Annotated in this window: 22 protein-coding genes; 13 read left to right on the forward strand and 9 right to left on the reverse strand. The window is 62.1% G+C overall.

The window, feature by feature from the left end:
- Positions 1–3: 3 nt before the first annotated feature.
- From ABQE89_RS19790 to ABQE89_RS19805, 4 genes are read right to left on the reverse strand one after another with little or no spacing between them, the layout of a single operon-like run.
- Positions 4–1599 (reverse strand): FAD-dependent oxidoreductase, encoded by a 1596-nt coding sequence (locus tag ABQE89_RS19790; RefSeq protein WP_448419716.1) that lies wholly within the window; start codon positions 1597–1599, stop codon positions 4–6.
- Between the two features lie 29 nt (positions 1600–1628).
- Positions 1629–3062, reverse strand: coding sequence for an NAD(P)(+) transhydrogenase (Re/Si-specific) subunit beta (locus ABQE89_RS19795; protein WP_448419718.1), 1434 nt, complete (start codon positions 3060–3062; stop codon positions 1629–1631).
- Positions 3059–3385: an NAD(P) transhydrogenase subunit alpha part 2 gene (locus ABQE89_RS19800; protein ID WP_448419720.1), complete on the reverse strand. Its 327-nt coding sequence runs from the start codon at positions 3383–3385 to the stop codon at positions 3059–3061. The genes ABQE89_RS19795 and ABQE89_RS19800 overlap by 4 nt, the downstream gene beginning before the upstream one ends.
- The gene (locus tag ABQE89_RS19805; protein ID WP_448419722.1) at positions 3385–4473 is read right to left on the reverse strand and encodes a Re/Si-specific NAD(P)(+) transhydrogenase subunit alpha; all 1089 of its coding nucleotides are present in this window, start codon (positions 4471–4473) and stop codon (positions 3385–3387) included. Before ABQE89_RS19805 ends, ABQE89_RS19800 begins: the two co-directional genes overlap by 1 nt.
- Positions 4474–4778: 305 nt before the next feature.
- Here ABQE89_RS19805 and ABQE89_RS19810 point away from each other — a divergent pair, with 305 nt between their 5' ends.
- From ABQE89_RS19810 to ABQE89_RS19820, 3 genes are all read left to right on the forward strand, one after another.
- Positions 4779–5549, forward strand: a complete 771-nt coding sequence (locus tag ABQE89_RS19810; RefSeq protein ID WP_448419724.1) for a FadR/GntR family transcriptional regulator — start codon at positions 4779–4781, stop codon at positions 5547–5549.
- A gap of 323 nt (positions 5550–5872) precedes the next feature.
- Entirely contained in the window at positions 5873–6916 is a 1044-nt protein-coding gene (locus tag ABQE89_RS19815; protein ID WP_448419726.1) for a WD40/YVTN/BNR-like repeat-containing protein, read from the forward strand.
- Between the two features lie 36 nt (positions 6917–6952).
- On the forward strand, positions 6953–7825 hold the full coding sequence (locus ABQE89_RS19820; protein WP_448419728.1) for a phytanoyl-CoA dioxygenase family protein: 873 nt from the start codon (positions 6953–6955) through the stop codon (positions 7823–7825).
- A gap of 65 nt (positions 7826–7890) precedes the next feature.
- On the opposite strand, the gene ABQE89_RS19825 is transcribed toward ABQE89_RS19820, so the two are convergent.
- The 5 genes from ABQE89_RS19825 to ABQE89_RS19845 form a co-directional block, all read right to left on the reverse strand.
- Positions 7891–8868: an alpha-ketoacid dehydrogenase subunit beta gene (locus tag ABQE89_RS19825; RefSeq protein WP_448419730.1), complete on the reverse strand. Its 978-nt coding sequence runs from the start codon at positions 8866–8868 to the stop codon at positions 7891–7893.
- Positions 8865–9914: a pyruvate dehydrogenase (acetyl-transferring) E1 component subunit alpha gene (gene pdhA, locus ABQE89_RS19830; RefSeq protein WP_448419732.1), complete on the reverse strand. Its 1050-nt coding sequence runs from the start codon at positions 9912–9914 to the stop codon at positions 8865–8867. Before pdhA ends, ABQE89_RS19825 begins: the two co-directional genes overlap by 4 nt.
- A 350-nt stretch (positions 9915–10264) precedes the next feature.
- Entirely contained in the window at positions 10265–10483 is a 219-nt protein-coding gene (locus ABQE89_RS19835) for a ferredoxin (RefSeq protein ID WP_448419734.1), read from the reverse strand.
- Positions 10476–11687, reverse strand: coding sequence for a cytochrome P450 (locus ABQE89_RS19840; protein WP_448419736.1), 1212 nt, complete (start codon positions 11685–11687; stop codon positions 10476–10478). The genes ABQE89_RS19835 and ABQE89_RS19840 overlap by 8 nt, the downstream gene beginning before the upstream one ends.
- Before the next feature lie 82 nt (positions 11688–11769).
- Positions 11770–13074 carry a dihydrolipoamide acetyltransferase family protein gene (locus ABQE89_RS19845; protein WP_448419738.1) on the reverse strand — a complete coding sequence of 435 codons (1305 nt, stop codon included), beginning with the start codon at positions 13072–13074 and terminating at the stop codon, positions 11770–11772.
- Between the two features lie 224 nt (positions 13075–13298).
- On the opposite strand from ABQE89_RS19845, the gene ABQE89_RS19850 reads away from it, so the two are divergent.
- The 10 genes from ABQE89_RS19850 to ABQE89_RS19895 all read left to right on the forward strand — a co-directional run bounded on the left by ABQE89_RS19850 (position 13299) and on the right by ABQE89_RS19895 (position 22919).
- Positions 13299–14318 carry a fumarylacetoacetate hydrolase family protein gene (locus tag ABQE89_RS19850; RefSeq protein WP_448419740.1) on the forward strand — a complete coding sequence of 340 codons (1020 nt, stop codon included), beginning with the start codon at positions 13299–13301 and terminating at the stop codon, positions 14316–14318.
- Between the two features lie 30 nt (positions 14319–14348).
- On the forward strand, positions 14349–14636 hold the full coding sequence (locus tag ABQE89_RS19855; RefSeq protein ID WP_448419742.1) for a YciI family protein: 288 nt from the start codon (positions 14349–14351) through the stop codon (positions 14634–14636).
- A 148-nt stretch (positions 14637–14784) separates the two neighbouring features.
- Positions 14785–15273, forward strand: a complete 489-nt coding sequence (locus ABQE89_RS19860; protein ID WP_448419743.1) for a cupin domain-containing protein — start codon at positions 14785–14787, stop codon at positions 15271–15273.
- Positions 15270–16775 carry an aldehyde dehydrogenase gene (locus tag ABQE89_RS19865; protein WP_448419745.1) on the forward strand — a complete coding sequence of 502 codons (1506 nt, stop codon included), beginning with the start codon at positions 15270–15272 and terminating at the stop codon, positions 16773–16775. Before ABQE89_RS19860 ends, ABQE89_RS19865 begins: the two co-directional genes overlap by 4 nt.
- A 78-nt stretch (positions 16776–16853) precedes the next feature.
- A complete protein-coding gene (locus ABQE89_RS19870; RefSeq protein ID WP_448419747.1) occupies positions 16854–17792 on the forward strand; it encodes a cupin domain-containing protein in 939 nt (312 codons plus the stop codon).
- Positions 17793–17970: 178 nt separating this feature from the next.
- Positions 17971–19212, forward strand: a complete 1242-nt coding sequence (locus tag ABQE89_RS19875; RefSeq protein ID WP_448419749.1) for a CaiB/BaiF CoA transferase family protein — start codon at positions 17971–17973, stop codon at positions 19210–19212.
- Complete coding sequence (locus ABQE89_RS19880) at positions 19209–20006, forward strand: enoyl-CoA hydratase/isomerase family protein (RefSeq protein WP_448419751.1); 798 nt, start codon at positions 19209–19211, stop codon at positions 20004–20006. Before ABQE89_RS19875 ends, ABQE89_RS19880 begins: the two co-directional genes overlap by 4 nt.
- Positions 20003–21247: an acyl-CoA dehydrogenase family protein gene (locus ABQE89_RS19885; protein ID WP_448419753.1), complete on the forward strand. Its 1245-nt coding sequence runs from the start codon at positions 20003–20005 to the stop codon at positions 21245–21247. The genes ABQE89_RS19880 and ABQE89_RS19885 overlap by 4 nt, the downstream gene beginning before the upstream one ends.
- The gene (locus ABQE89_RS19890; RefSeq protein WP_448419755.1) at positions 21244–22005 is read left to right on the forward strand and encodes an SDR family NAD(P)-dependent oxidoreductase; all 762 of its coding nucleotides are present in this window, start codon (positions 21244–21246) and stop codon (positions 22003–22005) included. Before ABQE89_RS19885 ends, ABQE89_RS19890 begins: the two co-directional genes overlap by 4 nt.
- On the forward strand, positions 22002–22919 hold the full coding sequence (locus ABQE89_RS19895; RefSeq protein WP_448419757.1) for a 3-hydroxyacyl-CoA dehydrogenase family protein: 918 nt from the start codon (positions 22002–22004) through the stop codon (positions 22917–22919). Before ABQE89_RS19890 ends, ABQE89_RS19895 begins: the two co-directional genes overlap by 4 nt.

Raw genomic sequence — 22919 nt, forward strand, 5'->3', positions numbered from 1 at the left:
GTACTACCGTGCCGCGGCGAGCATGTCCTCGATGGAGACGAACTTCAGGCGAGGACGCGATGATGCCGACCCCCGGTCCCGCTCCGCGCTATCGATTGCACGCCAACCTTGCCACGTCACCGGATTCGCGCGTTGTCCCAGAAGTGTCAACAGCGACGAGCGATCTGCCACCGGGCGGTCGAGGAGTCCGGCATCGAAGTCCTCCCACAGCTTAGACACGGTCTCCTGTGCACAGGGCCGGTTGGTGCCGATCACGCCGCGCGGTCCGCGTTTGATCCAGCCGGTCACGTAAACGCCCGGGATCGACTCGTCATCCTCGTTGAGTACCCTGCCTCCCGAATTCGGTACCACTCCGTGTGAGTTGTCGTAGGGGAGCCCGTCGACCTTCGCCCCGGTGTAGCCGATCGAACGGAGCACCAGCGCGGTTTCGAGCACTTCGGCTGTCCCGTCGGCATGCTGTACGCGAAGCCCCTCGACGCGAGTGTCACCGATTACCTCGATGGGTGAGGTGAGAAAACGGAAAACGATTCGCTTGTGAGCAGGGTTTTGCTGACGCCCCGCAACCTCTCGGGCGATCTCGAGTTTGAGCGTGGTCTCCACATCGTCGTCAGGATGATCGTCGAGGTCGTCGCTGTCGATCACCACATCTACTTCAGGCAGGTGGGTGAGCGCCAAGAACTCCCCGACGGAGAAGGCGGCGTCGCGGGGTCCACGTCGACCGATGATCGTCACTTCTCGAATGGCGCTGTTGGCCAGGGCATCGAGGGCATGCTGAGCAATATCGGTTTTCGACAGCTCAGAGGTTTCGCTGAGCATGACACGCGCGATATCAAGAGCGACGTTCCCATTTCCGATGATCACCGCGCGCTCGGTCGAGAAGTCGAAGCCCGCCGATGCGTGATCCGGATGGCCGTTGTACCAGCTGACGAAATTAGACGCTGGATGGCTACCCAGCAAATCCTCACCGGGTATATCCAGACGACGGCTCGAAGAGGCGCCGACCGCATAGATCACCGCGTGATGGTGATCTAAAAGATCACCATGGGTGAGATCCCGGCCGACCTCGACGTTGAGATGGCAGCTGAACCGCGGATTGGAGAAGCGGGATTCGAACAGCGCACCAATTGATTTGGTGTTCTGATGATCGGGTGCGACACCGGATCTAATGAGCCCGAACGGGGTTGGCAGTCGTTCGAACATATCAACCTCCACCCCGCCTACACGAAGCAGTTCTGCGGCGGCGTAACAAGCAGCCGGACCAGCACCGACAATCGCAACGCGGAGCGTTCCCGGCGCGACTTGATCGTGGGTTCCACCGATCGCGGGGCCGTCCGATATCAAGGAGTTCCGGCGGAAATAAGCGGCGTTGATCTCACGGAACCGCTCCAGCTCTGGGGGCAAGTCATCTTCGTAGTGGATGGCGTCGACCGGACACTCCTCCATGCAAGCACCACAGTCGATGCAAGTGTCCGGGTCGATATAAAGCATCTCGGTCTCGGTGAATTCCCCTGCGCCCGAGACTGGACGGATGCAGTCGACCGGACACACAGGGACACAACTGGCGTCCTTACAGCAGTTCTGGGTGATCACGTATGCCATGGCGCAGTGAACCTCCTTAGTTGAGATGGCTAGAGGGCTTTGAGTTCCTCGATGGCCTCGCCGACGGACTTCTTGGCGTCGCCGAACAGCATCGAGGTGTGTTCGAGGAAGAACAGCGGGTTCTCGATCCCGGCGTAGCCCGAGTTCATCGACCGCTTGAGCACGATCACCGACCGCGACTCGTCGACGTTGAGGATCGGCATCCCGTGAATCGGGCTCGACGGGTCGTTGCGCGCCGCCGGGTTGGTGACGTCGTTGGCGCCGATGACGAGCGTGACATCGGTGCGGTTGAACTCACCGTTGATGTCGTCCATCTCTTTCATCGTGTCGTACTCGACGTCGGCCTCGGCCAGTAGCACGTTCATGTGCCCGGGCATGCGGCCTGCAACCGGGTGGATGGCGTACTTCACCTCGACGCCCTTGCTTTCGAGCAGGTCGGCCATCTCCTTGACGGTGTGCTGCGCCTGGGCGACGGCCAGCCCGTAGCCGGGCACCACGATCACCTGGTTGGCGTAGGCCATCTGGATCGCGGCGTCGGCGGCGGAGGTGGACTTGACGGCGCCCTGGTCCCCACCGGGCCCGGCCACCGCGGCAGCACCGCCGCCGAACGAGCCGAACACGATCGCCGGGATCGACCGGTTCATCGCCACCGCCATCAGGTTGGTCAGGATCGAACCCGAGGCGCCGACGATCATGCCCGCAACGATCATCGCGGTGTTGTTGAGCGCCAAACCGGCTGCCGCGGCGGACAATCCGGTCAGTGCGTTGAGCAACGAGATGACCACCGGCATGTCCGCACCGCCGATCGGGAACACCACGAACAACCCCATCAGACCGGCCAGCACCAGCACCAGCACGATGGTCCACGGCGCGCTGCCGACGCCGGCGGCCAGCCCGATGTAGATCGCCGCGGCCGTCGCACCGAGTAGCAGGACGACGTTGGCGGCCTGAAACAGCTTGGCGGAGGCGACCAGCCGCTTCTCGACGTTCTTCGGGATCGACTCCTGCAGTTTGAGGAACGCCACCAGCGAACCCCAGAACGACACCGACCCGATGATCGCCGCCAGAAGCGACCCGGCGACCAGCGCGACCGTCGGGTGCTGCTCGGGGGTGAAGTGCGCGAACCCGTCGGTCTCGATGAACTCCGCCCAGGCGATCAGCGCGACAGTGCCGCCGCCGACACCGTTGAACAGCGCGACCAACTGCGGCATCGCGGTCATCTTGGTCTTCTTCGCCGGTGGCACACCGAGAATCACGCCGAGCGCCAGACCGGCGAGGATCAGGATCCAGTTGATCGGTGCGGTCTCGCGCACCTTGATCAGCGTCGCGACCACCGCGATGGCCATACCGGTGGCGGCGATCCAGTTGCCGCGCACCGCGGTCTTCGGGCCGGTCAGCCCGGACAGGCCGAGGATGAACAGCGAGAACGCGACAATGTAGAGAACAGTGACGAGGTAGTTCACTTGTCGGCCACCTCAACGGCTTTCGGCTCGGGTTTGCGGGACTTGAACATGCCCAGCATTCGGTCGGTGACCAGGAAGCCGCCGATCACGTTGAGCGTCCCGAAGATCAGCGCGACGAACGCGATGATCCGCACACCCCAGGGCGCGTCGGTAGGCAGCTCGCCGAGCACGATCAGCGCGCCGAGCACCACGATGCCGTGTATGGCGTTGGTGCCCGACATCAGCGGGGTGTGCAAGGTGTTGGGCACCTTGGAGATCACGGCGAAACCGACGAAGCCGGCGAGCACCAGGATCGCGAGGTTGGCCAGCAACTGGTCGTACATCAGTTCTCTCCTTGGGTGACGCAGGAGGCCGCCACGACCTCGTCGTCGAAGTCCGGTGCCAGCACACCGTCGGTGATCAGCAGATCCAGCAGCGAGGTCACGTTCTTCGAGTACAGCTCGCTGGCGTGTTCGGGCATGGTCGCGGGCAGGTTCAGCGGCGACGAGATCGTCACGCCGTGCTTGACGACGGTGCGGCCGGGTTCGGTGAGCTCACAGTTGCCGCCGGTCTCGCCGGCCAGGTCGACGACGACGCTGCCGGGTTTCATGCCCTCGACCGCCGCGGCGGTCACCAACCGGGGCGCGGGACGGCCGGGCACCAGCGCGGTGGTGATCACGATGTCGAAGCCGGTGATCGCGCGCTCGAGCTCCTTCTGCTGCTGGGCTCGTTCCTCCTCGGACAGTTCGCGGGCGTAGCCGCCCTCGCCCGCCGCTTCGATGCCGAGATCGAGCCACTGCGCGCCGACCGAGCGGACCTGGTCGGCCACTTCCGGACGCACGTCGTAGCCGGTGGTGCGCGCACCGAGGCGCTTGGCCGTGGCCAGCGCCTGCAGACCGGCCACGCCGACGCCGAGCACCAGCACGGTGGCGGGCTTGACGGTGCCCGCCGCGGTGGTGAGCATCGGTAAGAACCGCGTCGACTCCCAGGCCGCCAGCAGCACCGCCTTGTAGCCGGCGACGTTGGCCTGTGAACTCAATGCGTCCATCACCTGCGAGCGGGAGATCCGGGGGATCGCCTCGACCGCGAAGGCCTGCACCCCGGCGTCGCGCAGCGCGGCGGTCTGGTTGTCGGCGTCGCGCGGGGCCAGGAACCCGACCAGGGTCTGCCCGCAGCGCAGCCGGGCGACCTCGTCGGCGCTCGGCGGGGCCACCTTGACCACCACCTCGGCGGCCCAGGCGTCGCCGATGGTGGCGCCAGCCTCCTCGTAGAGAGCATCGGGCAGCAGCGCCCGCTCCCCAGCTCCCGACTCGACCACCACGGACAGCCCGGTCTTCGCGAGCGTCGCGACCGCTTTGGGCACCAGAGCGACCCGGCGCTCGTCGGCGCCGGACTCGCGCACCACTCCGACCGTCGTCTTGATATTTGCCACCCTGGCCCCAGTCGTTCAGCCCTCACGAAACTGTCTGACAATAACATGGGTTACGAAGCCTTCATGCTTCCCTCAGTGGTGTGGCCCGAAGCGCCAAATATGGGCAGGATCACTAGAGCACCGTAAAGTACAGGTAGCAAGCTCTATAACCCGCAGTCCCGCGGGTGACCACGCCTACCGGATCCAGGCGCATACTAGGGTTGGTCCATATCCACTCAGTTCATTGAGGTGTACAGTGTTGCCATACAATTGTTATACAGTTGATCCATTGCGGGGAGGATGCTTCAAACTCGAGGAGTCCGGGGATGACTGAGGTAGACGAGATGGCCACTTCGCCTGGAACGAAAGTGATCGGCCAGCGAGTTCTACGACCGCGGGCTCAGGTCGAGGAGAGGATTCGCGAGATCATCTTCTCCGGCGAACTCAAGGACGGCGAGAAGCTACCGCCGGAAGGTGAGCTCGCCCGGCAGTTTGGGGTGAGTAGAACAACGGTTCGAGAGGCATTGCGGTCGCTGGCTGCGGAGTCGCTGATCACCAAGACGCCTGGTATCAAAGGCGGAAGTTTTGTCAGCCGCATCGATTATCGATCGTTGGGAAGGGCGCTCCAGCAGTCGGTAAACAAGCAACTGCGGGTAGGGGCTCTGGAGGCGAATGAAGTCGCCATGGTGCGTCAGTACCTGGAAGTTCCTGCCGCCCGCCTCGCCGCCGAGCATCGAACGGATGAACAACTCGAGATTCTGGCCGAAACGGTCAGACGCCAGAAGACAATCTCGGTCGAGTCACCCGAGGTGCCCGATTTGGATGCCAAGTTCCACGCCACCATCGCATCTGCCTCAGGAAACCGCCTGTTATCGGCCTTTGTCTATGCAATGCACCGGGAGACCGAACCCGTGCACTACTTGGACTTGTCGCCCACGGTCGGGCGCGAGACCGTTCGCCAGCATCAGAAGATTCTGAAAGCCATTGTCAATCAGACACCGGACGCTGCAGAGGCGGCGATGGTCGAACACTTGACATATCTGCGGAAGCACCTGCCTCAGGTCGATTTGAAGTCGTCGCCTCCTAGCGTGGACTGACAGTGCGGACAGTTCAACTGCGTCGGTACATCCTTGCGGGTGATCACGTCGATGAGTTTCTTCGATGGTTCCCGCGTGCCGCAGCGACGCGACTAAAGCATGGCTTCAACGTCGAGTTCGCATACATGAACCGCGGAGAGTCTGAGTTCACGTGGGCCGTCAGTTTTCCTGGTACCGAGCCCGAATTCGTTGCTGCAGAGGAGACTTGGCGGAACGATCCGTCTCGGTCCGACGTCTACGCGGACTTGCCAAAAAACTATATTGTTCGACATTTTGTTGCTATGGTGGAGCCTGCAATGCCGTTGGGTGATTGAAGGGTCGACATGAAGAGCAGCTTCGCCGTCTGTCTGGGTACCCAGAACGAAGGCGTATGGGTCAGTCACGACGGCGGCCGGCAGTGGTTGCGCAGCATGCTTGAGCTTCCGCCGTATGCCAAGGCCGGTGAGGTCGACGTTCGAGCGGTGGCATTCGCACCCGATAACCCGACTGTCATCTGGGCGGCATCTACCGGCGAACCCGGCCGAAGTGTATTGCTGCGAAGTGACGACAGTGGTCGTCACTTTCGTGCGGTCCCGGCACCATTGGACGGCCGAGAGGTTTGGTCACTGGCGGTCAGCCCCGAAGACTCGTCGACGCTGTTCTTGGGACTGCGCCCTGGTGGTGTCCTGAGATCCGCTGACGGAGGCGCGACTTGGACAGAACTGCCGGTCAAGATCGCGCAATTGTGCAACGCGGGATCAACGAGAGTCACTGATATCGCGATCGATCGGGAAGACTCCGACCATATTTGGATCAGTGTCGAGATCGATGGACTTTTTCGGAGCACCGACGGCGGTGACACCTGGGAGCAGGTACTGCTCAACAATGGGCAGAGTCTGCTCGGTCCGACCGAAGTGTGGCGCGACGATCGGCACGAGGATCTGCATAGTGTGGAGCTCGCGCAATCAGGAGTCCATGCGACGTGTCCGATCGGCTTCTTCCAGAGCACAGACTCCGGGCTCAATTGGAACCCCTCGCGGTATCCGGAGCCTAGTCCGGACTCAGGCCAAATATGGTACAGCCGCGGTCTATTGGTGAAGTATGACGAGCCGAGGACCGTGCTGGTGGGTGTCGGTGACTACATCCCGGGTATGCGGGGCGTAATTCAACGCAGCACCGATGGGGGACGGACGTTCTCGCCGGTGTCACCGCTGACCAACTCCGTCGTCTATGCGATTGCCGGTCATCCAGACATGCCAGACGTGATGGCCGCGTGCAGCGTGTTCGGTCAGATCCTCACAAGTACCGACGGCGGCGAGAGCTGGGCCAAGGGCGAGCGCGAGTTCGGAGAAACCCGCGCGATCGCGGTCGCACCCAACGCCGATTGATCCGGATCATCACCAATTTCACACCAGGGAGTTAATGTGACCGCATCACTGCAACCCACCGATGTCGTCCGCGAAATCAGTGACGATGAGGTCGCCTTCTACCGTGAGAACGGTTGGGCGTGCCTACGTAATCTAATCAGTGCGGATCTTGCCGCCGAACTGCTCGACCAAGCCAAAAAGGTAATGGGGCCGGACGGCCAAGCGCATCGGCCACGCCCCGGGATCGACCCGACCCTGGAATGGTCGAGTCAGTATCACTACCCCGCCTACGAAGGGATTCCGCACTACGTCGACGTCGGTATGTCGGCGGGCATCGGCCGTGCTGCTCAACGGCTGATGGGTCGCAGGGTCGGTGTCCGCTACTACCGCGACATGATTGCATGCCGCCCACCGGAGAGCACCCGCCTCGCAGGCTCCGAAGCGACTCCGCCCCATCAGGATTACCCGTCGCGGATCTTCGATCGTGTCGGCTATGTGAATTTCTGGATCGCGCTCAACGAGGTCGGGCCAGAGCGCGGAAGTATGCAGTTCCTCTCCGGATCGCACCAGGAAGGCCCGCTGGGCTGGGACAGCAAAGATCGACCCAAGGAGGAACAACTCAAACTGCTTGAGGTCTATCCCGAGGTGGAGGAACGTCACGAGTGGTCAGAACCGCTGCGGCTACAGCCGGGTGACGCCACCTGCCATGGGATGCTGACGGTCCACCGGGCCGGTCTGAACCGGACCTACGAGCCGAGATGGTCCTACATCACCATCTATATTCCCGAGGATGTTCGATACGTGGGCAACCACGCTATCGCGAATCTCAGAGTTGGTAACCCATCCCATGTCACGGGTGATCAAGTCGGTGTGGTGCCGGGGGGAGAGTTCGATCATCCGCACTTCCCGCTGGTGCTGCCAGGCGAGTGAGTGCTGTGACGAAGGCCCCGTTCTGCTGCGCAGGGCGGGGCCTTCGTCGTGGCGGGCTGAGCGCTCTAGAAAGAAAGTGAACGCTCGATCTGGTCGAGTACGCGGTCGACGTCTGGTAGCCAGTACTTCTCGAGGCGCGGCGGTGGATACGGAGTGTCAAAGCCGGTAGCGCGCAGCACCGGCGCCTCGAGGTGATAGAACGCCTTTTCGGTGATTCGCGCAGCGATCTCCGCACCGAGGCCCAGGGTCTGGGGCGCCTCGTGAATCACCACAGCGCGACCGGTTTTCTCGACGCTGCTTACTATGGTCGCTTCGTCAAGCGGACTCAGCGAGCGCAGATCGATGACCTCGACGGACCATCCCTGCTCGCAAGCGGCTTCTGACGCTTGCATTGCGGTGTGAACTGTGGGCCCGTAGCAGAGCACCGTTATGTCATCACCTTCTGTCCGTACCACAGCCTTGTCCAGCGGCTCGCTCTCCACCGGAAGCTCGATGTCCTCGCGCAGATAGTAGCGACGTTTGGGCTCCAAAAAAATCACTGGATCGGGGCACTGAATCGACTGGCGTAGTAGTGAGTACGCATCAGCGGTCGTGCCAGGGGTGATCACTCGTAGGCCGGGGGTGTGCGCCCAATAAGTCTCGGGACTCTCACCGTGCTGTTCGATGGCGCCGATACCCCCGCCATACGGGATGCGCACCGTCACCGGCAGCGACACCGCACCGCGAGTCCGATTGTGGTACTTGGCGAGATGGGTGACGATCTGCTCGAATGCGGGATGGGCGAAACCGTCGAACTGTAGTTCGGGTACCGGAATTAAACCGTAAAGCGCGAAACCGATCGCAGTGCCGATGATCGCCGATTCCGCCAGAGGAGTGTCGAAGCATCGGTCCGCTCCGAATTGGGCTTGAAGCTGGTCAGTCACTCTGAACACGCCGCCGAGGACTCCGACGTCCTCTCCGAACACCACTACGCGCCGGTCGCTTTGGATCTCATCCGCAAGTGCACGATTGAGTGCCTGCACCATTGTCACTGATGTCATCATTGCCCTTCGGCGTTGAGTTCGCGACGCAGAACGTCACGTTGGTGGTCGAGAACCGGGGTGCCGCCGGCGTAAACGTGGTCGAACAGCTCGAGTGGATCGGGGTGCGGTGCGTCATAAATGCCGCGACGCAAGGCCGCTGCCAGCTCGTCACCAGTGCGTTCGGCGGAGTCTTGTAACTCCGTCGTCCATAGGCCGCGTTGTTCGAGGAACTGCCGATACCTGTTCAGGGGATCACGGTCACGCCAGGGTGCGAGATCCTCCGGTGTGCGGTACCGATTCGGATCGTCGGAACCGGAGTGGGCTTCCATGCGGTAGGTCAGCGCTTCGATCAGCACCGGGCCGGCACCGCTGCGTGCGTGCTCGACGGCCCAGCGGGTAACTGCAAGGCACGCCAAGACGTCGTTGCCGTCCACCCGTATCCCCGGCATGCCATAGCCGATGCCACGGTGCGCGATGCTGGGCGCGGCCAGCTGTTCGTGGATCGGCACCGAAATCGCCCAACCGTTGTTCTGGCAAAAGAACACGCAGGGGGCCTTGAAGACGGAGGCGAAGTTCATCGCCTCGTGGGTGTCGCCCTCCGAGGTTGCACCGTCTCCGAAATAGGCCAGGACCACGAGGTCGTCCTGAGCCATCTTCGCAGCGACGGCCAAACCCGCCGCGTGCGGCAGATGTGTTGCTATGGAGACCGTCTGGGGTGCAAATCGGTATTCCTGCGGGTTGTGTGCGCACACCCAGGTACCTCGGTTGTGATGCAGTTGCTCAACGGGATCCACGCCGCGTACCCGCGCTGCCCCATGCTCTCGATAGGAGGGAAATATCCAATCTCGGGCCCTCAACGCATAGCTGCTGCCTACTTGGGCTGCCTCCTGGCCCAGAGACGATGTATACACTGCGAGTTGGCCCTGCCGGCCCAGCTTCAGGGCTTCGTCGTCGACTCGACGGGTCACCGCCATGTATCGGAACAGCGCGCAATAGTCCTCGTCCTGGAGCTTCAGCGGATAGCGCGGGTGATCGGTGGGCGATCCATCGACGTCGATCAATCGCACGGGTGTTTCTTCAGGTAGCAGGTCAATCCGCGCTTCTACTATCCAATCACTCTGTAGAGCAGGGTTATTCGAAGTCGGCATCAAGTCCCCTTTGTCGTGGTCATCGAGTCGGCACGCGCCTTACGAGCGGCTGACATCGACAAGGCGGTCCAGTCTGCAGCCGAGTAGCTGAGCGGTTCCATGGTCACCTAGAACTGTCACCTCTACCATCCACCGGCCGGTCGGACGGATAGCGGCGCTGAATGCCACCGTGTCGTAGTGTCGACTCCGTAGCACGTTCATCACTCTGGCGACACCGCCGAAGTCGTCAGCTGTGACCACGAAACGATGTCTCGCAACCTTCCCGCCAGTCATTTCCCCTGCCAGGTTATGGCCTGGGCAGGACAGACGTTGATGGCAGCTTCGATTGCTTCTGTGTCCGATTCGGCCACACCGGTGATATCGGATCTGAGCCGGGTGATGCCGTTCTCGTCCATCTCCAGGTACTTGGCCGCATGGTCATGACAAAGTCCGTAGCTGACGCACTTGTCCGCATCGACGTCGGGAGGCGGCAACAGGTGGTCAGCCATTGCTGGAATTCCTTGCCTGAATCCGGTACAGCTGAGCGGGATAGGAGGTGTAGACGGTTTTGAAGTTGTCTGCGCTGACCGTGGGGGGTTGGCCCGGTACACGGTCCACACCGTGGGCAAGCAGGTCACGGAGGATGCTCACGGTTGACCCCTGATACATGCCGGAATCGAACCGTCCGAGGGCGAGCGCGCGGCCGATGCAGGCGTGTTCTCCGTGACCGAAAGCCAGGCCCCACAGCGGGATGCCTTTCGCCGTCTGCCGGTATGGGTTGAACTGCTCTGGATTCTCGCCGAACAGTTCTGCATCCAGATGAGCTGCCGGGATGTGTAACACCAATTCGTCGCCCTCAGCGTAGGTCCGGCCGCCTCGGGTCTTGCCAGATCGGATCGCACGCCGGGTCAACGCCGGATTCGGGACGTGCAATCTCAGCGCCTCACCCACCGCGCGCACCAAGAACTCATTCGACTCGTCGAGCGCAGCCTCGCGGGCCTGCGGGTGCTCGCTCAGATAGTCGATCAGATGGTTGAGGGTGTCCAGGACGGTGTTCGACGTGCTACGAACGCCGGCCACCATGTAGAAAGTCGCTTCCCGGGTGATCAGCTCCCCGTCCCAGCGGGTGGCGTCGTAGGCAGTCACCAGAGTCGAGATCAGATCGTCTCCTCTGGGTCCGTTCTCGCGCCGGTCTCGGATCGCGGGCATCACATACCGGTCGGTGAACTCGACCAGAGCGCGTCTGATCTCCCAAGCTTCTTCGATCGGATCCTTGCGACTGAACATCAGTCCGGCAGCGCTGTTGACAAAAACCATGTAGTGGGTCAGTTCATCCAGTGCTTGATCGGTGCTTTCGGGCAGTTGAAGACCGACGAACTGCGCGACCACCAGGGTCGTGATGCGAGGCAGCATCGTCGCCAGATCTGTTATCACCGGCTCGTCTCCGGCGGCGTCTCCCAGCACTTCGCCGAAGACGTGATCGATCGCTGCCTGGACAGCCTCGGCGCGGGTGGTGCGCAGCACCGCGGGCCGAAAGTGCTTGGCCTCCAGTCTGCGCCGGTGGGCATGTTCCTCGCCCGAGGTCAGCGAGATGGTCTCGAGCTTGAACGGCGTCGTCATCGGATCGGTGCGGGCGAAATCGGGTGACGAGAGGACGTCAGCGATCTCGTGATAATCCGTCACCGCCGTCATACGGTTGATGGTGTCCGGCATCGCCTGCAACGCGTGGCTCTCTGTGCTCACTGGTTGCGAGGCGGGTTGGGTTGTTTCAGAGGGGGGCATGTTCACACTTTCGTCAGCTATGCAACAGGATTCGGGCGGGCTCCTCGCATAGGTCGGCGAGGTAGGTGAGGAATCGGCCAGCGTCGCCGCCGTCACAGACACGGTGGTCGAAGGCGAGGGTCAGCGTCGCAATCCGACGAACCGCGAGTTGCCCGTCTACCACCCACGGCCGTTCCCGCATGGTGCCGATACCCAGGATGGCGGCCTCGGGCGCATTGATGATCGGGTCACCGACGTCGGTACCGAAGTATCCATAATTGTCGACCGTAAAGGTGCCGCCGACCAGTTCATTCGGTTTGATCGCACCCGACCGGCAACGATCAGCGACGTCCTTCATCTGTTCGGCTATCTGCAATGTCGTCATGTGCTGCACGTTCTTGAGGTTGGGCACCATCAGGCCGCGCTCGGTATCGACGGCAATACCGAGGTGAATCGGTTCGAGCAAGCGGATGGTTTGTTCCGCCTGGTCGTACCGTGCATTCAGGGTGGGGAAGCGGCGCAGCGCGATGACGGTTGCACGGCAGATCAGCGCCATCGGTGTGACCCGGATGTCATGACCATCGGCCGCGGCGGCCTCCGTGAGCGGACCGCGCAGATCCCAAAGCTGTGTGACATCGACGTCCCGGGAACAAAGAGCCTCCGGGATGTCACGACGGGATTCCTCCATCTTCGCGATGATTCGCTTGCGAATGCCCCGCACTTCCTCAACCTCGCCGGGGACTCGGCCGCGGAAGCCGGCGGAATGGCCACCCGACAGCGGCGCGGCGAGAGGAACCGGTTCGGCCGCATGCGATCCGGCCTCGGCGGCACGCCGAACGTCGCTGGTGGTGACCGAACCTTGCGGCCCGCTGCCGGGAGAGACCGCCTCTAGGCTGACGCCGAGGTCGCGTGCCAGTTTCCGGGCGGGCGGTTTGGCCAGCACAGACCGGCGCCTACGACGGCTGGGCGTTGCCTCCTGGGCGCCGTAGCCGACCAAGAGTTTGGGCTCCTCCTCAGCGGGCGGCTCAGTGAGCTCGACGGTCGGTGACTCGGGTTCAGCCGACGACGGAGCGGTATCACCGGACTCGATGCGAGCCAGCAGAGAACCGACCGCCAGAGTTGTGCCCGGCGTTCCCACGGTTTCGAGTACTGTACCCGCGAACGGCGACGGGATCTCGACGAGCGCCTTGGCCGTCTCCACCGATACCAGGGTCTGATTCAGTGTTACTGAATCTCCGACGTTCACGTGCCACCGAACGACCTCAGCGTCCTCGAGGCCCTCGCCGAGATCGGGGAGCAGAAACTCATGGACGGTCTTCGCTGTTGTATCTGTAGTCATCTCGTCCCCATCTTGCCTGGTCCAGCGGGTCTTTCGGCCATTTCACTCCTCGACCCTTGAATACGAGCCGGACGTGGCTCTTTGAGCTCGGTCCAACATTTCAATGCGCTCCCGCCAGCTTAGACGCTTTTGTCGGACAAATGGTAGCGTTGGTTCATGCTTGAAAAGCACGAAACCGCGTCGAAGCACGAGTCGATCTGTCAAAATGGTCCGGTGGTCGACCGATGAAGTTGGCGACCTATTCCTGCGCAACGCCGCACGGGCGGGTGAGTCGTGTAGGGGTCTTGCGCGACGGCGGACTGGTCGATGTCACTGCGGTGACAACTGAACTTCTTCGCCGCCGGAAGCGTGTCGAGCGTGCGAGCCAAATCGCCGAAGCAGTAGCGCCTTCAAACATGAACGACTTCATCGCGGCCGGTGCCATGGCGTTGGAGCTGGTGGCCGAAGCGCTGCAGGCTCTCGCTGCCGGAGAAATCGAAACAGTCGGTGCCCGTGGCGAAAGAGTGATGTGGCCGATCGAGGATGTGTCGCTCGAGGCACCCCTGCTGCCGACCAGTATGCGCGAATACGGGGTGTTCAACGCACATCTGGAGCGCCTCGGGATTGACATCCCGCCCGTGTGGTTTCGGTTTCCCCTGTGTTTCAAGGGGAATCCGCGCTCGGTGATCGGTCCCGAGCAGCAGATAGCATGGCCCGCATATACCGAGGCATTGGACTTCGAACTCGAGATCGGAGCCATTATCGGCCGCACGGTCCGCAATGCGACCACCGATAACGCGATGGACGCAGTGTACGGGTACACCATCTTCAACGATGTATCTGCTCGAGATATTCAGCGTGCCGAGCAGACCTACCAGGTCGGCCCGTCGAAGGGCAAGGACTTCTGCAACGTGCTCGGGCCCGTCCTGGTGACTCGCGACGAGTTGGGTGATGGTGTGCTGGAGGTCGCGGTCCGGGTCAACGGCCAGGAATGGGTCCGCACCGACACTAGCGGAATGCACTACAGCTGGGCAGATCTCGTCGCACACGCATCGTGGGAAGAGGAATTGGTGCCGGGTGACCTGATTACTGCGGGCACGGTTTCAGGTTGCTGTGCGCTCGAGTACTTCCTGGAGAAGGGGCTTCCCACAGCTGGCCCACTGCTCTCGCCGGGGGACGTCATCGAACTCGATGTGTCCGGGATTGGCGTGCTACGCAACACGGTTGGCCCGAAACCCGAACGGATGGTGTTGGACTATGGGTGAGCTCCGTAGAAGTGACCCGGAGGAAGTGCGGTGACGGTGCTTTTCGAGAAGGTATGGCTGGTCGAAGCGTCCTATGGAGCCGATGCTCTGGCCAAACGCGAACCGTTCCGTGCGGTCCACCTCGCGCGCGTGGCCGCGTTGCTCGCTGCCAAAACTGCGGTCCTCGCCTCCTCATTCGAGGATGCCAGTGGGTCTCTCATGGTCTATCGGCTCCCGGACGAGGCGTCGGTCTGCGCGCTCGTGGAATCCGACGTGTACTGGAAGGAGGGCGTCTGGTCCGCCTACTCGGTCAAGGCGTTGAACATGGTCCAGGGCTGAGTGCAGGGCATTGACCCCGTTTGCAAAATGTCCTATATTTTCACTTGCGTGTGGGGAACAAGATCTGCGAGGAACCGAACTCAAATTTGTGCCCCACCGTTCGCCCGGCTCCTGCGGTGCCGGATTCACCAACGAAAGAGAGATTGTTGTGCCTTCACAGGAATCTGACGACACAGTCGTCGCACCGAACGTGAGCCTGTTAACCGGTCCGATCCAGAACCCCGGCGAGCCGACATTCATCAAGATCGAGAAGCCTGAGATGAAGCGCGGCCGGCACGTGAGAGTTCTGGCTCGGACTGAAACCATGTACTGCAATGTGCAATTCATCCGCGAGGGCGGTGAGAACAAGCTTCACTCGCATCCGAATCTCGATGGCCTCTGGTTTGTACTGAAGGGTAGGGCGCGCTTCTACAAGGATCACGACGAGGTTCTTGTCGAACTCAACGCGGGCGAAGGCGTGGTCATCCCGCACGACTACAAGTACTGGTTCGAGAGCGTTGGCGAGGAGGACTGCGAAATGCTGCAGGTGGAGTCATTCCTGCACGCTGGAGAGGAGATTCAGCGGGTGGTGCATGACAAGAGCGGTGAACTTCAGAATGAGACATGGGATATGGAGAAAGCAGGAACAGGTAAGTGAGCACTCCGACGCAGACGGCGACCAACGTTCAACTACGCAGCCCCGATCGGTTCTTCATCGGTGGTGAGTGGGTTGAGCCGTCAACAAGCAACGCCTTCGAAGTGCTGGACTCCAGTACCGAGGGGCTCTTCCTTAGAGCTGCCGAAGCGGGACCGGAGGATATGGCTCGTGCTGTCACCTCCGCGCGCAAGGCATTCGACGAAGGGCCCTGGCCTCGGATGGCGCCGGCCGAGCGGGCAAAGTACATCCGAGCGTTGGCAGAGAAGATTCGGGATCGCGTACCCGACCTTGCGGAGATCTGGACCCGTCAATCGGGGACCTTGCACAGCGTGGGGCAGGCTCTCATGCCTGGCGTGGCCGGTCAGTACGAGCATTATGCGCACCTGGCAGAGACCTTCCCATTTGAGGAAGAGGTAGAGACCGACAAGGACTCGCCGATCGATGCCGGAGCGTTCGGATTACGTGTTCGTGAACCGGTCGGCGTGGTGGGCGCGATCATCCCGTGGAACGGTCCGGCGCTGCTCATCGTCATCAAGCTTGGGCCAGCGCTGGCGGCCGGTTGCACCGTAGTGCTGAAGGCGTCCCCGGAAGCCCCCGGCGAGGCGCTGGTGGTTGCCGAGATCGCTGAGGAGATCGGCCTTCCGCCCGGAGTTCTCAACGTCGTCACCGCGGACCGCGAGGTGTCGGAACTGCTCGTCACGGATCCGCGTGTCGACAAGATCGCCTTCACCGGTTCTACCGCGGCGGGGCGTCGAATCGGCTCCATCGTCGGCGGCAGAATAGGACGGTTGACGCTTGAGTTGGGCGGCAAGTCGCCTGCGTTGGTGCTCGACGACTATGACATCGAAGCCGCCGCAGCAACACTGGCAGCTACCGAGACGTTCATCACCGGTCAAGCGTGTATCTCGCTTACCCGCATCCTGGTGACCGAGTCGCGTCACGACGCGATGGTAGAAGCCCTTGCCAACAACTTCTCCAAGCTGAAGGTGGGCGATCCGTTCGATCCGACGAGTGAGATGGGGCCGTTGGCAACCAAGCGGCAGCTCGATCGGGTCCTGGGTTATATCGAGAAGGGGGTGGCCGAAGGCGCCGAGTTGGTGACCGGCGGTGGCCGCCCGGCAGGGCTGGAACGCGGATATTACGTAGAGCCGACACTGTTCGCCAACGTCGAGAACTCGTTCACGATCGCGCAGGAGGAGATCTTCGGTCCGGTGTTGAGCGTCATCCCGGTGAAGGACGAGGAAGACATGATCCGCGTCGCCAACGACACCATCTATGGTCTGGACTCCTCGGTCTTCACCAATGATGTGGACAAGGCCAGGACTATCGCTCGGAGTATCCGTGCCGGCACCGTCGGCCAGAACGCGCTGCGCTGCGATACGAATATCGGTACCGGCGGCTTCAAACAGTCCGGCCTTGGTAGGGAGGGCGGAGTCGAAGGTCTGATGGCGTACCTCGAGACAAAGGCCGTCGTGCTCGACGCGCGGCCCAGCGGTTACTGACCGATAGGCAGGAGTCCCTTCCCCGTCGATTATCCACGACGGGGAAGGGACGTGCTGCACCAAGAGAAGGGGTTTGGCATGCAATTGGTTCTGCACGAGTCCGACACGTTTGACGGCACCGCCCCGGTGTGTGTTGGCTACGATGAACTAGCCGTTCAAGGCCAAGGGTTCGGCGGGCGCAAGGCATCGAGCTGGGATCAGAGGTTCTTCCAGGTAATCAATCCCGAGCTCAACATCGCGGTCACCAACAACAGCGCGCTGGAGTTGGAGCGGATCGACAACGTTCGACACGCGCACACGTTCTCGCAGATCAGGTATTTCCATCGTGGCGCAATGAAATTCGGGTCGGATACGGTCGGCGAGGGGGATATCCAGTTCATCGGTGACTCGGTGAAGTACGGGCCGATGCGCTCGGTGGATAATCCAACGACCAGATGCCATATGCTGCAGACGCAGTTCACCGGTCCGGCGAACCGCCCCTTCCTTGATCAGACACTGATCGCGAAAACCACGAAAGAACTTGAAAAGAACGGGACATTCGCCGACGGAATCTACCGCCCGGACGGTGGACGACCCATCGATTCGTTCGAGGCGATCACCATCGCCATCGAGCAGCAGAAGACACGCTTGACCGGCGAGGAGTCGGTACGATATGCCGAGCCTCGTTCGCTTAACCCGGTTTATGTGCGGACCAAACAGCTACCGTGGCGGCCGTTGGGCGACGGGGTTGACATCAAGCACGTTCTCTACATGTACGAGACCGGCCCCAACGTAAAGCTCGTGCGATTGTCGAAAGGGGCGACCCTTCCGTCCGGGAAGGTGGATTTCCAGCAGACACGTTGGCTGGTCGAAGGTGCGGTGTCGTGGGAAGGTGAACGGCGCGAAGCTATTTCGTGCATGTTCTACCCGCCGAATGTCAAGTATCCGGAGACGCGGGCCGAGGCAGACGAAACCGTGTTGTTGATCCTGCAGTGGACGAGTAGCGGGAACCCGGTTTTGCCGCACATCCACCTCTGAGCTCGATTGAGCGCAACGCGCGGGTAAGACGCGTTGGGATGGCACTGGCGTATTCGCTGCGGTCGTACCGGAAAAGTTTGCTGATCAATACATTGAAATTTCACAACAAAATTGGAGAGGCGATGGCCGGTCTAGGTGGTTGCACCCTCGAGGTTGTACGAGGCCGAGGCCGGCCGCAATGAATCCAGATAGTGATGACAAATCGGCAGTCGGAACGCCGCCAGCTTCCGGACCGCTAAGGGGCGTACGCGTTGTCGACATCACCACCTCATTCGCGGGCCCAACTGCGTCAATGTACCTCGGTGACCTTGGTGCCGACGTCATCAAAGTCGAAAGGCCGGGCGGCGGCGACGACTGCCGCTCTTGGGGCCCACCGTTTGTCGATGGTCTATCGGCGTGGTTCACGGCGGCTAATCGCAACAAGCGCAGCATCGTCCTCGACTTGCGTTCGGAGCGTGGTGGCGAGGTCCTGTCTCGATTGCTCGATACCGCTGACGTCTTTCTGGAGAGCCTGAACCCCGCCAAGCTCATCAAGCTGGGGCTGACACCGGAGCATGTATGCACCCGTAGCCCACAGCTGATCTATTGTGCCGTGTCCGGATTCGGGCTCAGTGGGCCTGACCGCAATCTGCCCGGGTACGACCTCATCGCTCAGGCGAGATCGGGCATGATGAGCGTCACCGGTGCGAAGGGCGGTTCACCTCAGCGAGTGTCCACAGCCTTGTCGGACATCGTCACCGGACTGAGCGCCGCGCTGGCGATATCTGCGGCATTGGTTCGGCAACGGACAGGAGGACAGGGCGAGATCATCGATGTCTCGCTGCTGGATTCGGATCTGGCCTTGATGGCTCCGCGCCTGGCCGCCTTCCTGGCCGGGGATCCCGAGCCCGCACCGAGCGGCGGGACTGATTCGGTGTTGGCGATCTACCAGTCTTTTCCGACGGCGGACAGGTCGATCGTGGTCGCAGTGGGCAATGACTCGTTATGGCAACGGTTCTGTGAGGCAACCGGGTTGACCGAATTGGCAGCGGATGAGCGGTTCACCGACAACGCTCGGCGGCGCCAGCACCGCGACCTACTGGTGGAGCGAATTACAGCCAGGCTGGCCGGAGAATCGGCAGAGCACTGGTTGGCGGCTCTGAGGCGGGCCGGAGTTCCGTGCAGTAAGGTGCACACCCTCTCCGAGGTGGTCAGCGATCAGCAGGTGCTCGCGCGGAGCTCACTTCTTCCGGCTGGGGAGGACCAACAGCTTTTCAGCGTGCACAGCCCATTCCGGCTGGCCTCTGTGCGACACCCACGCAATGACCCGGTTCCGCGTCTCGGCGAGCACACGACCGAAGTGCTGACCCAACTCGGATATCCACCGCACGAGGTGGACACGATCATCTCCGAAACCAACGGATTGCGAGTGACACAATGACCGAATCGGTGGTGGTGACCGAGGAGCACGGCAAAGTGGCACTCGTACGGCTGAATCGGCCACGGGTACTTGGCGCGCTCAACGCCGCATTGCTGGCAGAGCTCGATCAGATCATCGCGGAGTTGACGTTACGTTCGGCTGTTCGGGCAATCGTCTTGACCGGCACCGGGGAGAAGGCCTTCAGTGCCGGTGCTGACCTCGACGAATTGGCCGGCTTGGGGGCCGCGGCCGCGTACGACGCGCTGGCGCGGGGGCAGGCAATCTTCCGGAGGATCGAAACCTGTCCCATTCCGGTCATCACTGCGGTCAACGGCCTGGCCCTGGGGGGCGGCTTCGAGCTGGTTCTCGCAACGAGCTTTCCGGTGATGGCCGAACACGCCACGTTTGGACTGCCCGAATCCTCACTTGGGCTCATTCCCGGGTACGGCGGTACGCAGAGGTTGACTCGCGCGATTGGCAGACGGGCTGCGGTACACGCGATGTTGACGGCGTCCCGAATCACCGCGGCGCGGGCCTACCAGATCGGTCTGACACCCGTCGAACCGGTTCCTGGCCCCGACTTGCTTGACACCACGTTGGCGTTGGCCGCCAAGGTAGCGCAGATGGGTCCCCGGGCGGTGCGCTCCATCCTTGCGGCCACTGCTGTGTCCGCCGATCAATCACTGGAGGCGGGCTTGTCAACCGAGACTGGGTTGGCAGCGGTCGCAACGGGAAGCTCGGACGCGGCGGAGGGAATCGCGGCATTCCGCGGCAAACGTGCAGCGAATTTTGCCGATTTCGGAGACCGGAGTTGAGCAATATCGGCACGGCCCCGTCGGTGCGAACACGGATTGCGACGAGCCCGGAGGCCTACCTGGCGGTACACGCGGCACTCGACGAACCGAGCACCGAATGTCTGCTCGACGGCCGGGAGCGGTCTGTGCGCGACACCGCGCGGTCGGTATGTGCGCAGTATGTCGCCCCGGTAGCCGCTGAATTGGATCAGACCAAAACCTTCGCACACGACAGTGTTCAACATCTGGCGCGCGCGGGGTTGTTGGGACTTCTCTTCCCGACAGAACTCGGTGGATCCGGTGACAGTACGGTCGCCTACGCCGCGGCGATGGAAGAGATCGCGGCCGCGTGTCCGGCTACCAGCCTGGTCTTCATGACTCAGACGCATGCGGCCTATCCGATCATGCTGGCAGGCAGTACCGAACTCGCACGGCGTTACATTCCTGCGTTGCTTGACGGTTCAGCGTACGGGTCATTGGCGATCACCGAAGCCGATGCCGGCAGCGATGTCTCCAGCCTGCAGACCACGGCACGCCGCACAGACGACCACTACCTGCTGCGAGGCTCGAAAACCTTCATCACCACTGGAGACCGAGCCGATGTTCTGGTGTGCTTCGCCACCACAGATCGAACGGCGCGCCGCGGCGGTGTGACCGCACTGGTGGTCGATGGTGCTGCGGCCGGCCTGCAGCGTGGAAGGACGCTCCACAAGCTCGGCATGCACGCTTCCACAACGGCCGAACTGTTTTTCGAGGATGTGAAGGTACCGATCGCAAATCGGCTGGGACCCGAGGGTGCTGGCTGGGAGGTCGTGATGCGCTCGGTAATCAAATCGCGTATCAGCGCGGCGGCGCAGGGGGTCGGCATCGCGCGTGGCGCCTATGCGCATGCGATCGCCGACCTCACTGACCGCTATGGCCCCCGGTTGCCTGCGCCGGTCGGCGCGATGCTCGCGCAGCTGCGTGGCCGCTTGTTGCAGGCACGGCTACTGCTCTTCTCCACCGCGCGTGAGGTCGATGCCTCACCAGAACCGTCGACGGCGTCGATCAGCATGCTCAAACAGCAGTGCACCGATACAGGCTTTGCGGTGGCGGCAGAACTGGTGCGGCTGCTCGGCTGGCGGGGCGATTTGCAGACGATAGGCGTGGAGCGCTACCTGCGCGATGCAAAGGTGACGCAGATTTACGACGGGACCAATGAGATCCAGCGAATGCTGGTGGCCAGGGACACAGCCGCACGGATGAAGGATGCGACACGATGAGCAATGCCGAACGCGTCCTTGCCGGCCGAGTCGCGGTGGTCACGGGAGCTGGGCGCGGTATCGGGCGAGCACTCGCAAAGGCATTGGCGCAAGCTGGCGCTGACATCGTGCTGGCGGCCCGCAGCTTAGAGCAGCTCGAGCACGTAGCCACTGAGGTGGAGGATTGTGGCGTAAGGGCATTGGTACAGCCGACCGACATCACAAGCGCCGAGGCCGTCGAGGTGCTGGCGGCACGCACTTTGGAGGCCTTCGGCCACGTGGATATTTTGGTCAACAACTCCGGCATCCTCGCCACCAGGTCGCTTCTGGACCAGGAGCCCGATGAGTGGGATGCGGTGCACGCTACCAATGTTCGCGGTACCTATCTGGTAACCCGGGCGATCGGGCGACACCTCGTCGAGCAAGGCAGCGGCAAGGTGATCAACATCGCGTCCAACTTCGCCCTCACCGGGGTGGCCATGCACACGGCGTATTGCTCGTCGAAGGCGGCGATTATAGCCTTCACGCGTTCGCTGGCCATCGAATGGGCGCGCCACAATGTGCAGGTCAATGCCGTGGCGCCCGGCTACTTCGCCACGGAGCTCAACGCCGCCGCCAGGTCGGATCCCGAACTGTATCAACGAATCTTGAAGGGTGTTCCGGCTCGACGCATGGGGGAGCCGGATGAGATTTCTCCGTGGCTCGTGCAGTTGGCGAGTCCGGCTTCGGACTTTATGACGGGATCAGTGATTGTTATCGATGGAGGACAAAGCGTATGAGTGCATCGGCTGACCCCGCTGCTGAATTCACCCACGACACCGCATCAATCAAGACGGTCGCAGTTATCGGAGCCGGGACGATGGGCTCGGGTATCGCAGTCGTCGCTGCGCGCGCGGGCTTCCGGACCATTATTCGTGACATCGACGAGAAGAATTTGGGCCGGGGCCTTGAGACTGCGCGAGGCTTTCTCAGCAACAGTGTTCAGAAGGGCAAGCTGGACGCCGAAGCCGGCCAGGCCGCAATCGCGCGGCTGTCAGCGACAACTGAGCTGAGCGACCTCGCGGATGCCGATGTGGTTGTCGAGGCGGTCTTCGAGGACCTGGCGATCAAACAGCGGCTGTGGTCCGAACTCGACTCCGTGGTATCGCCAGAAACCCTCTTTCACAGCAACACGTCAACGCTCTCCGTGACGGGTATCGCCGCCGGATCCCGACTGCCGAACCGAGTGGTCGGCACCCATTACTGCAACCCCGCGCCGATGATGAAGTTGGTCGAGGTGGCTCGCGGTCAGTACACCGATGACACTGCGTATCAGCGCACGCTCGGGTTCATGGAACGACTCGGGAAGGTGACAGTGAGTGTCAAGGACCGGCCCGGGTTCATTGTCAACCGGTTCCTCATCCCATGGGAGAACAACGTCATCCGCGCCTTGGAGGCTGGGGTCGGCACGGTCGAGTCAATCGATTCGGCTGTCGTCAATGCTCTAGGGCACCCGATGGGGCCGTTCCGCCTGCTTGACATCGTCGGGATGGACATCCACAAAGAGGTCGCGATGCGACTCTATGAGCAATTCCGTGATCCGCGCTTCGCCCCGCCCCCTCTGGTGGATCGAATGATCGCCTCCGGCGACCTCGGGCGCAAGACGGGCCGCGGGTTCTATAGCTACGACGACTCCCGACTCTTCGGGGCGTGA

The organism is Mycolicibacterium sp. XJ1819 (assembly GCF_053483675.1).

Excerpts from the sequence above, each read along its gene's own strand:
- ABQE89_RS19790 (WP_448419716.1), bottom strand. The coding sequence starts at position 1,599 with ATGGCATACGTGATCACCCAGAACTGCTGTAAGGACGCCAGTTGTGTC.
- ABQE89_RS19890 (WP_448419755.1), top strand. The coding sequence starts at position 21,244 with ATGAGCAATGCCGAACGCGTCCTTGCCGGCCGAGTCGCGGTGGTCACG.
- ABQE89_RS19895 (WP_448419757.1), top strand. The coding sequence starts at position 22,002 with ATGAGTGCATCGGCTGACCCCGCTGCTGAATTCACCCACGACACCGCA.
- ABQE89_RS19815 (WP_448419726.1), top strand. The coding sequence starts at position 5,873 with ATGAAGAGCAGCTTCGCCGTCTGTCTGGGTACCCAGAACGAAGGCGTA.
- ABQE89_RS19810 (WP_448419724.1), top strand. The coding sequence starts at position 4,779 with ATGACTGAGGTAGACGAGATGGCCACTTCGCCTGGAACGAAAGTGATC.
- ABQE89_RS19825 (WP_448419730.1), bottom strand. The coding sequence starts at position 8,868 with ATGATGACATCAGTGACAATGGTGCAGGCACTCAATCGTGCACTTGCG.
- ABQE89_RS19875 (WP_448419749.1), top strand. The coding sequence starts at position 17,971 with ATGAATCCAGATAGTGATGACAAATCGGCAGTCGGAACGCCGCCAGCT.
- ABQE89_RS19880 (WP_448419751.1), top strand. The coding sequence starts at position 19,209 with ATGACCGAATCGGTGGTGGTGACCGAGGAGCACGGCAAAGTGGCACTC.
- ABQE89_RS19845 (WP_448419738.1), bottom strand. The coding sequence starts at position 13,074 with ATGACTACAGATACAACAGCGAAGACCGTCCATGAGTTTCTGCTCCCC.
- ABQE89_RS19840 (WP_448419736.1), bottom strand. The coding sequence starts at position 11,687 with ATGCCGGACACCATCAACCGTATGACGGCGGTGACGGATTATCACGAG.
- ABQE89_RS19850 (WP_448419740.1), top strand. The coding sequence starts at position 13,299 with ATGAAGTTGGCGACCTATTCCTGCGCAACGCCGCACGGGCGGGTGAGT.
- ABQE89_RS19800 (WP_448419720.1), bottom strand. The coding sequence starts at position 3,385 with ATGTACGACCAGTTGCTGGCCAACCTCGCGATCCTGGTGCTCGCCGGC.
- ABQE89_RS19870 (WP_448419747.1), top strand. The coding sequence starts at position 16,854 with ATGCAATTGGTTCTGCACGAGTCCGACACGTTTGACGGCACCGCCCCG.
- ABQE89_RS19835 (WP_448419734.1), bottom strand. The coding sequence starts at position 10,483 with ATGGCTGACCACCTGTTGCCGCCTCCCGACGTCGATGCGGACAAGTGC.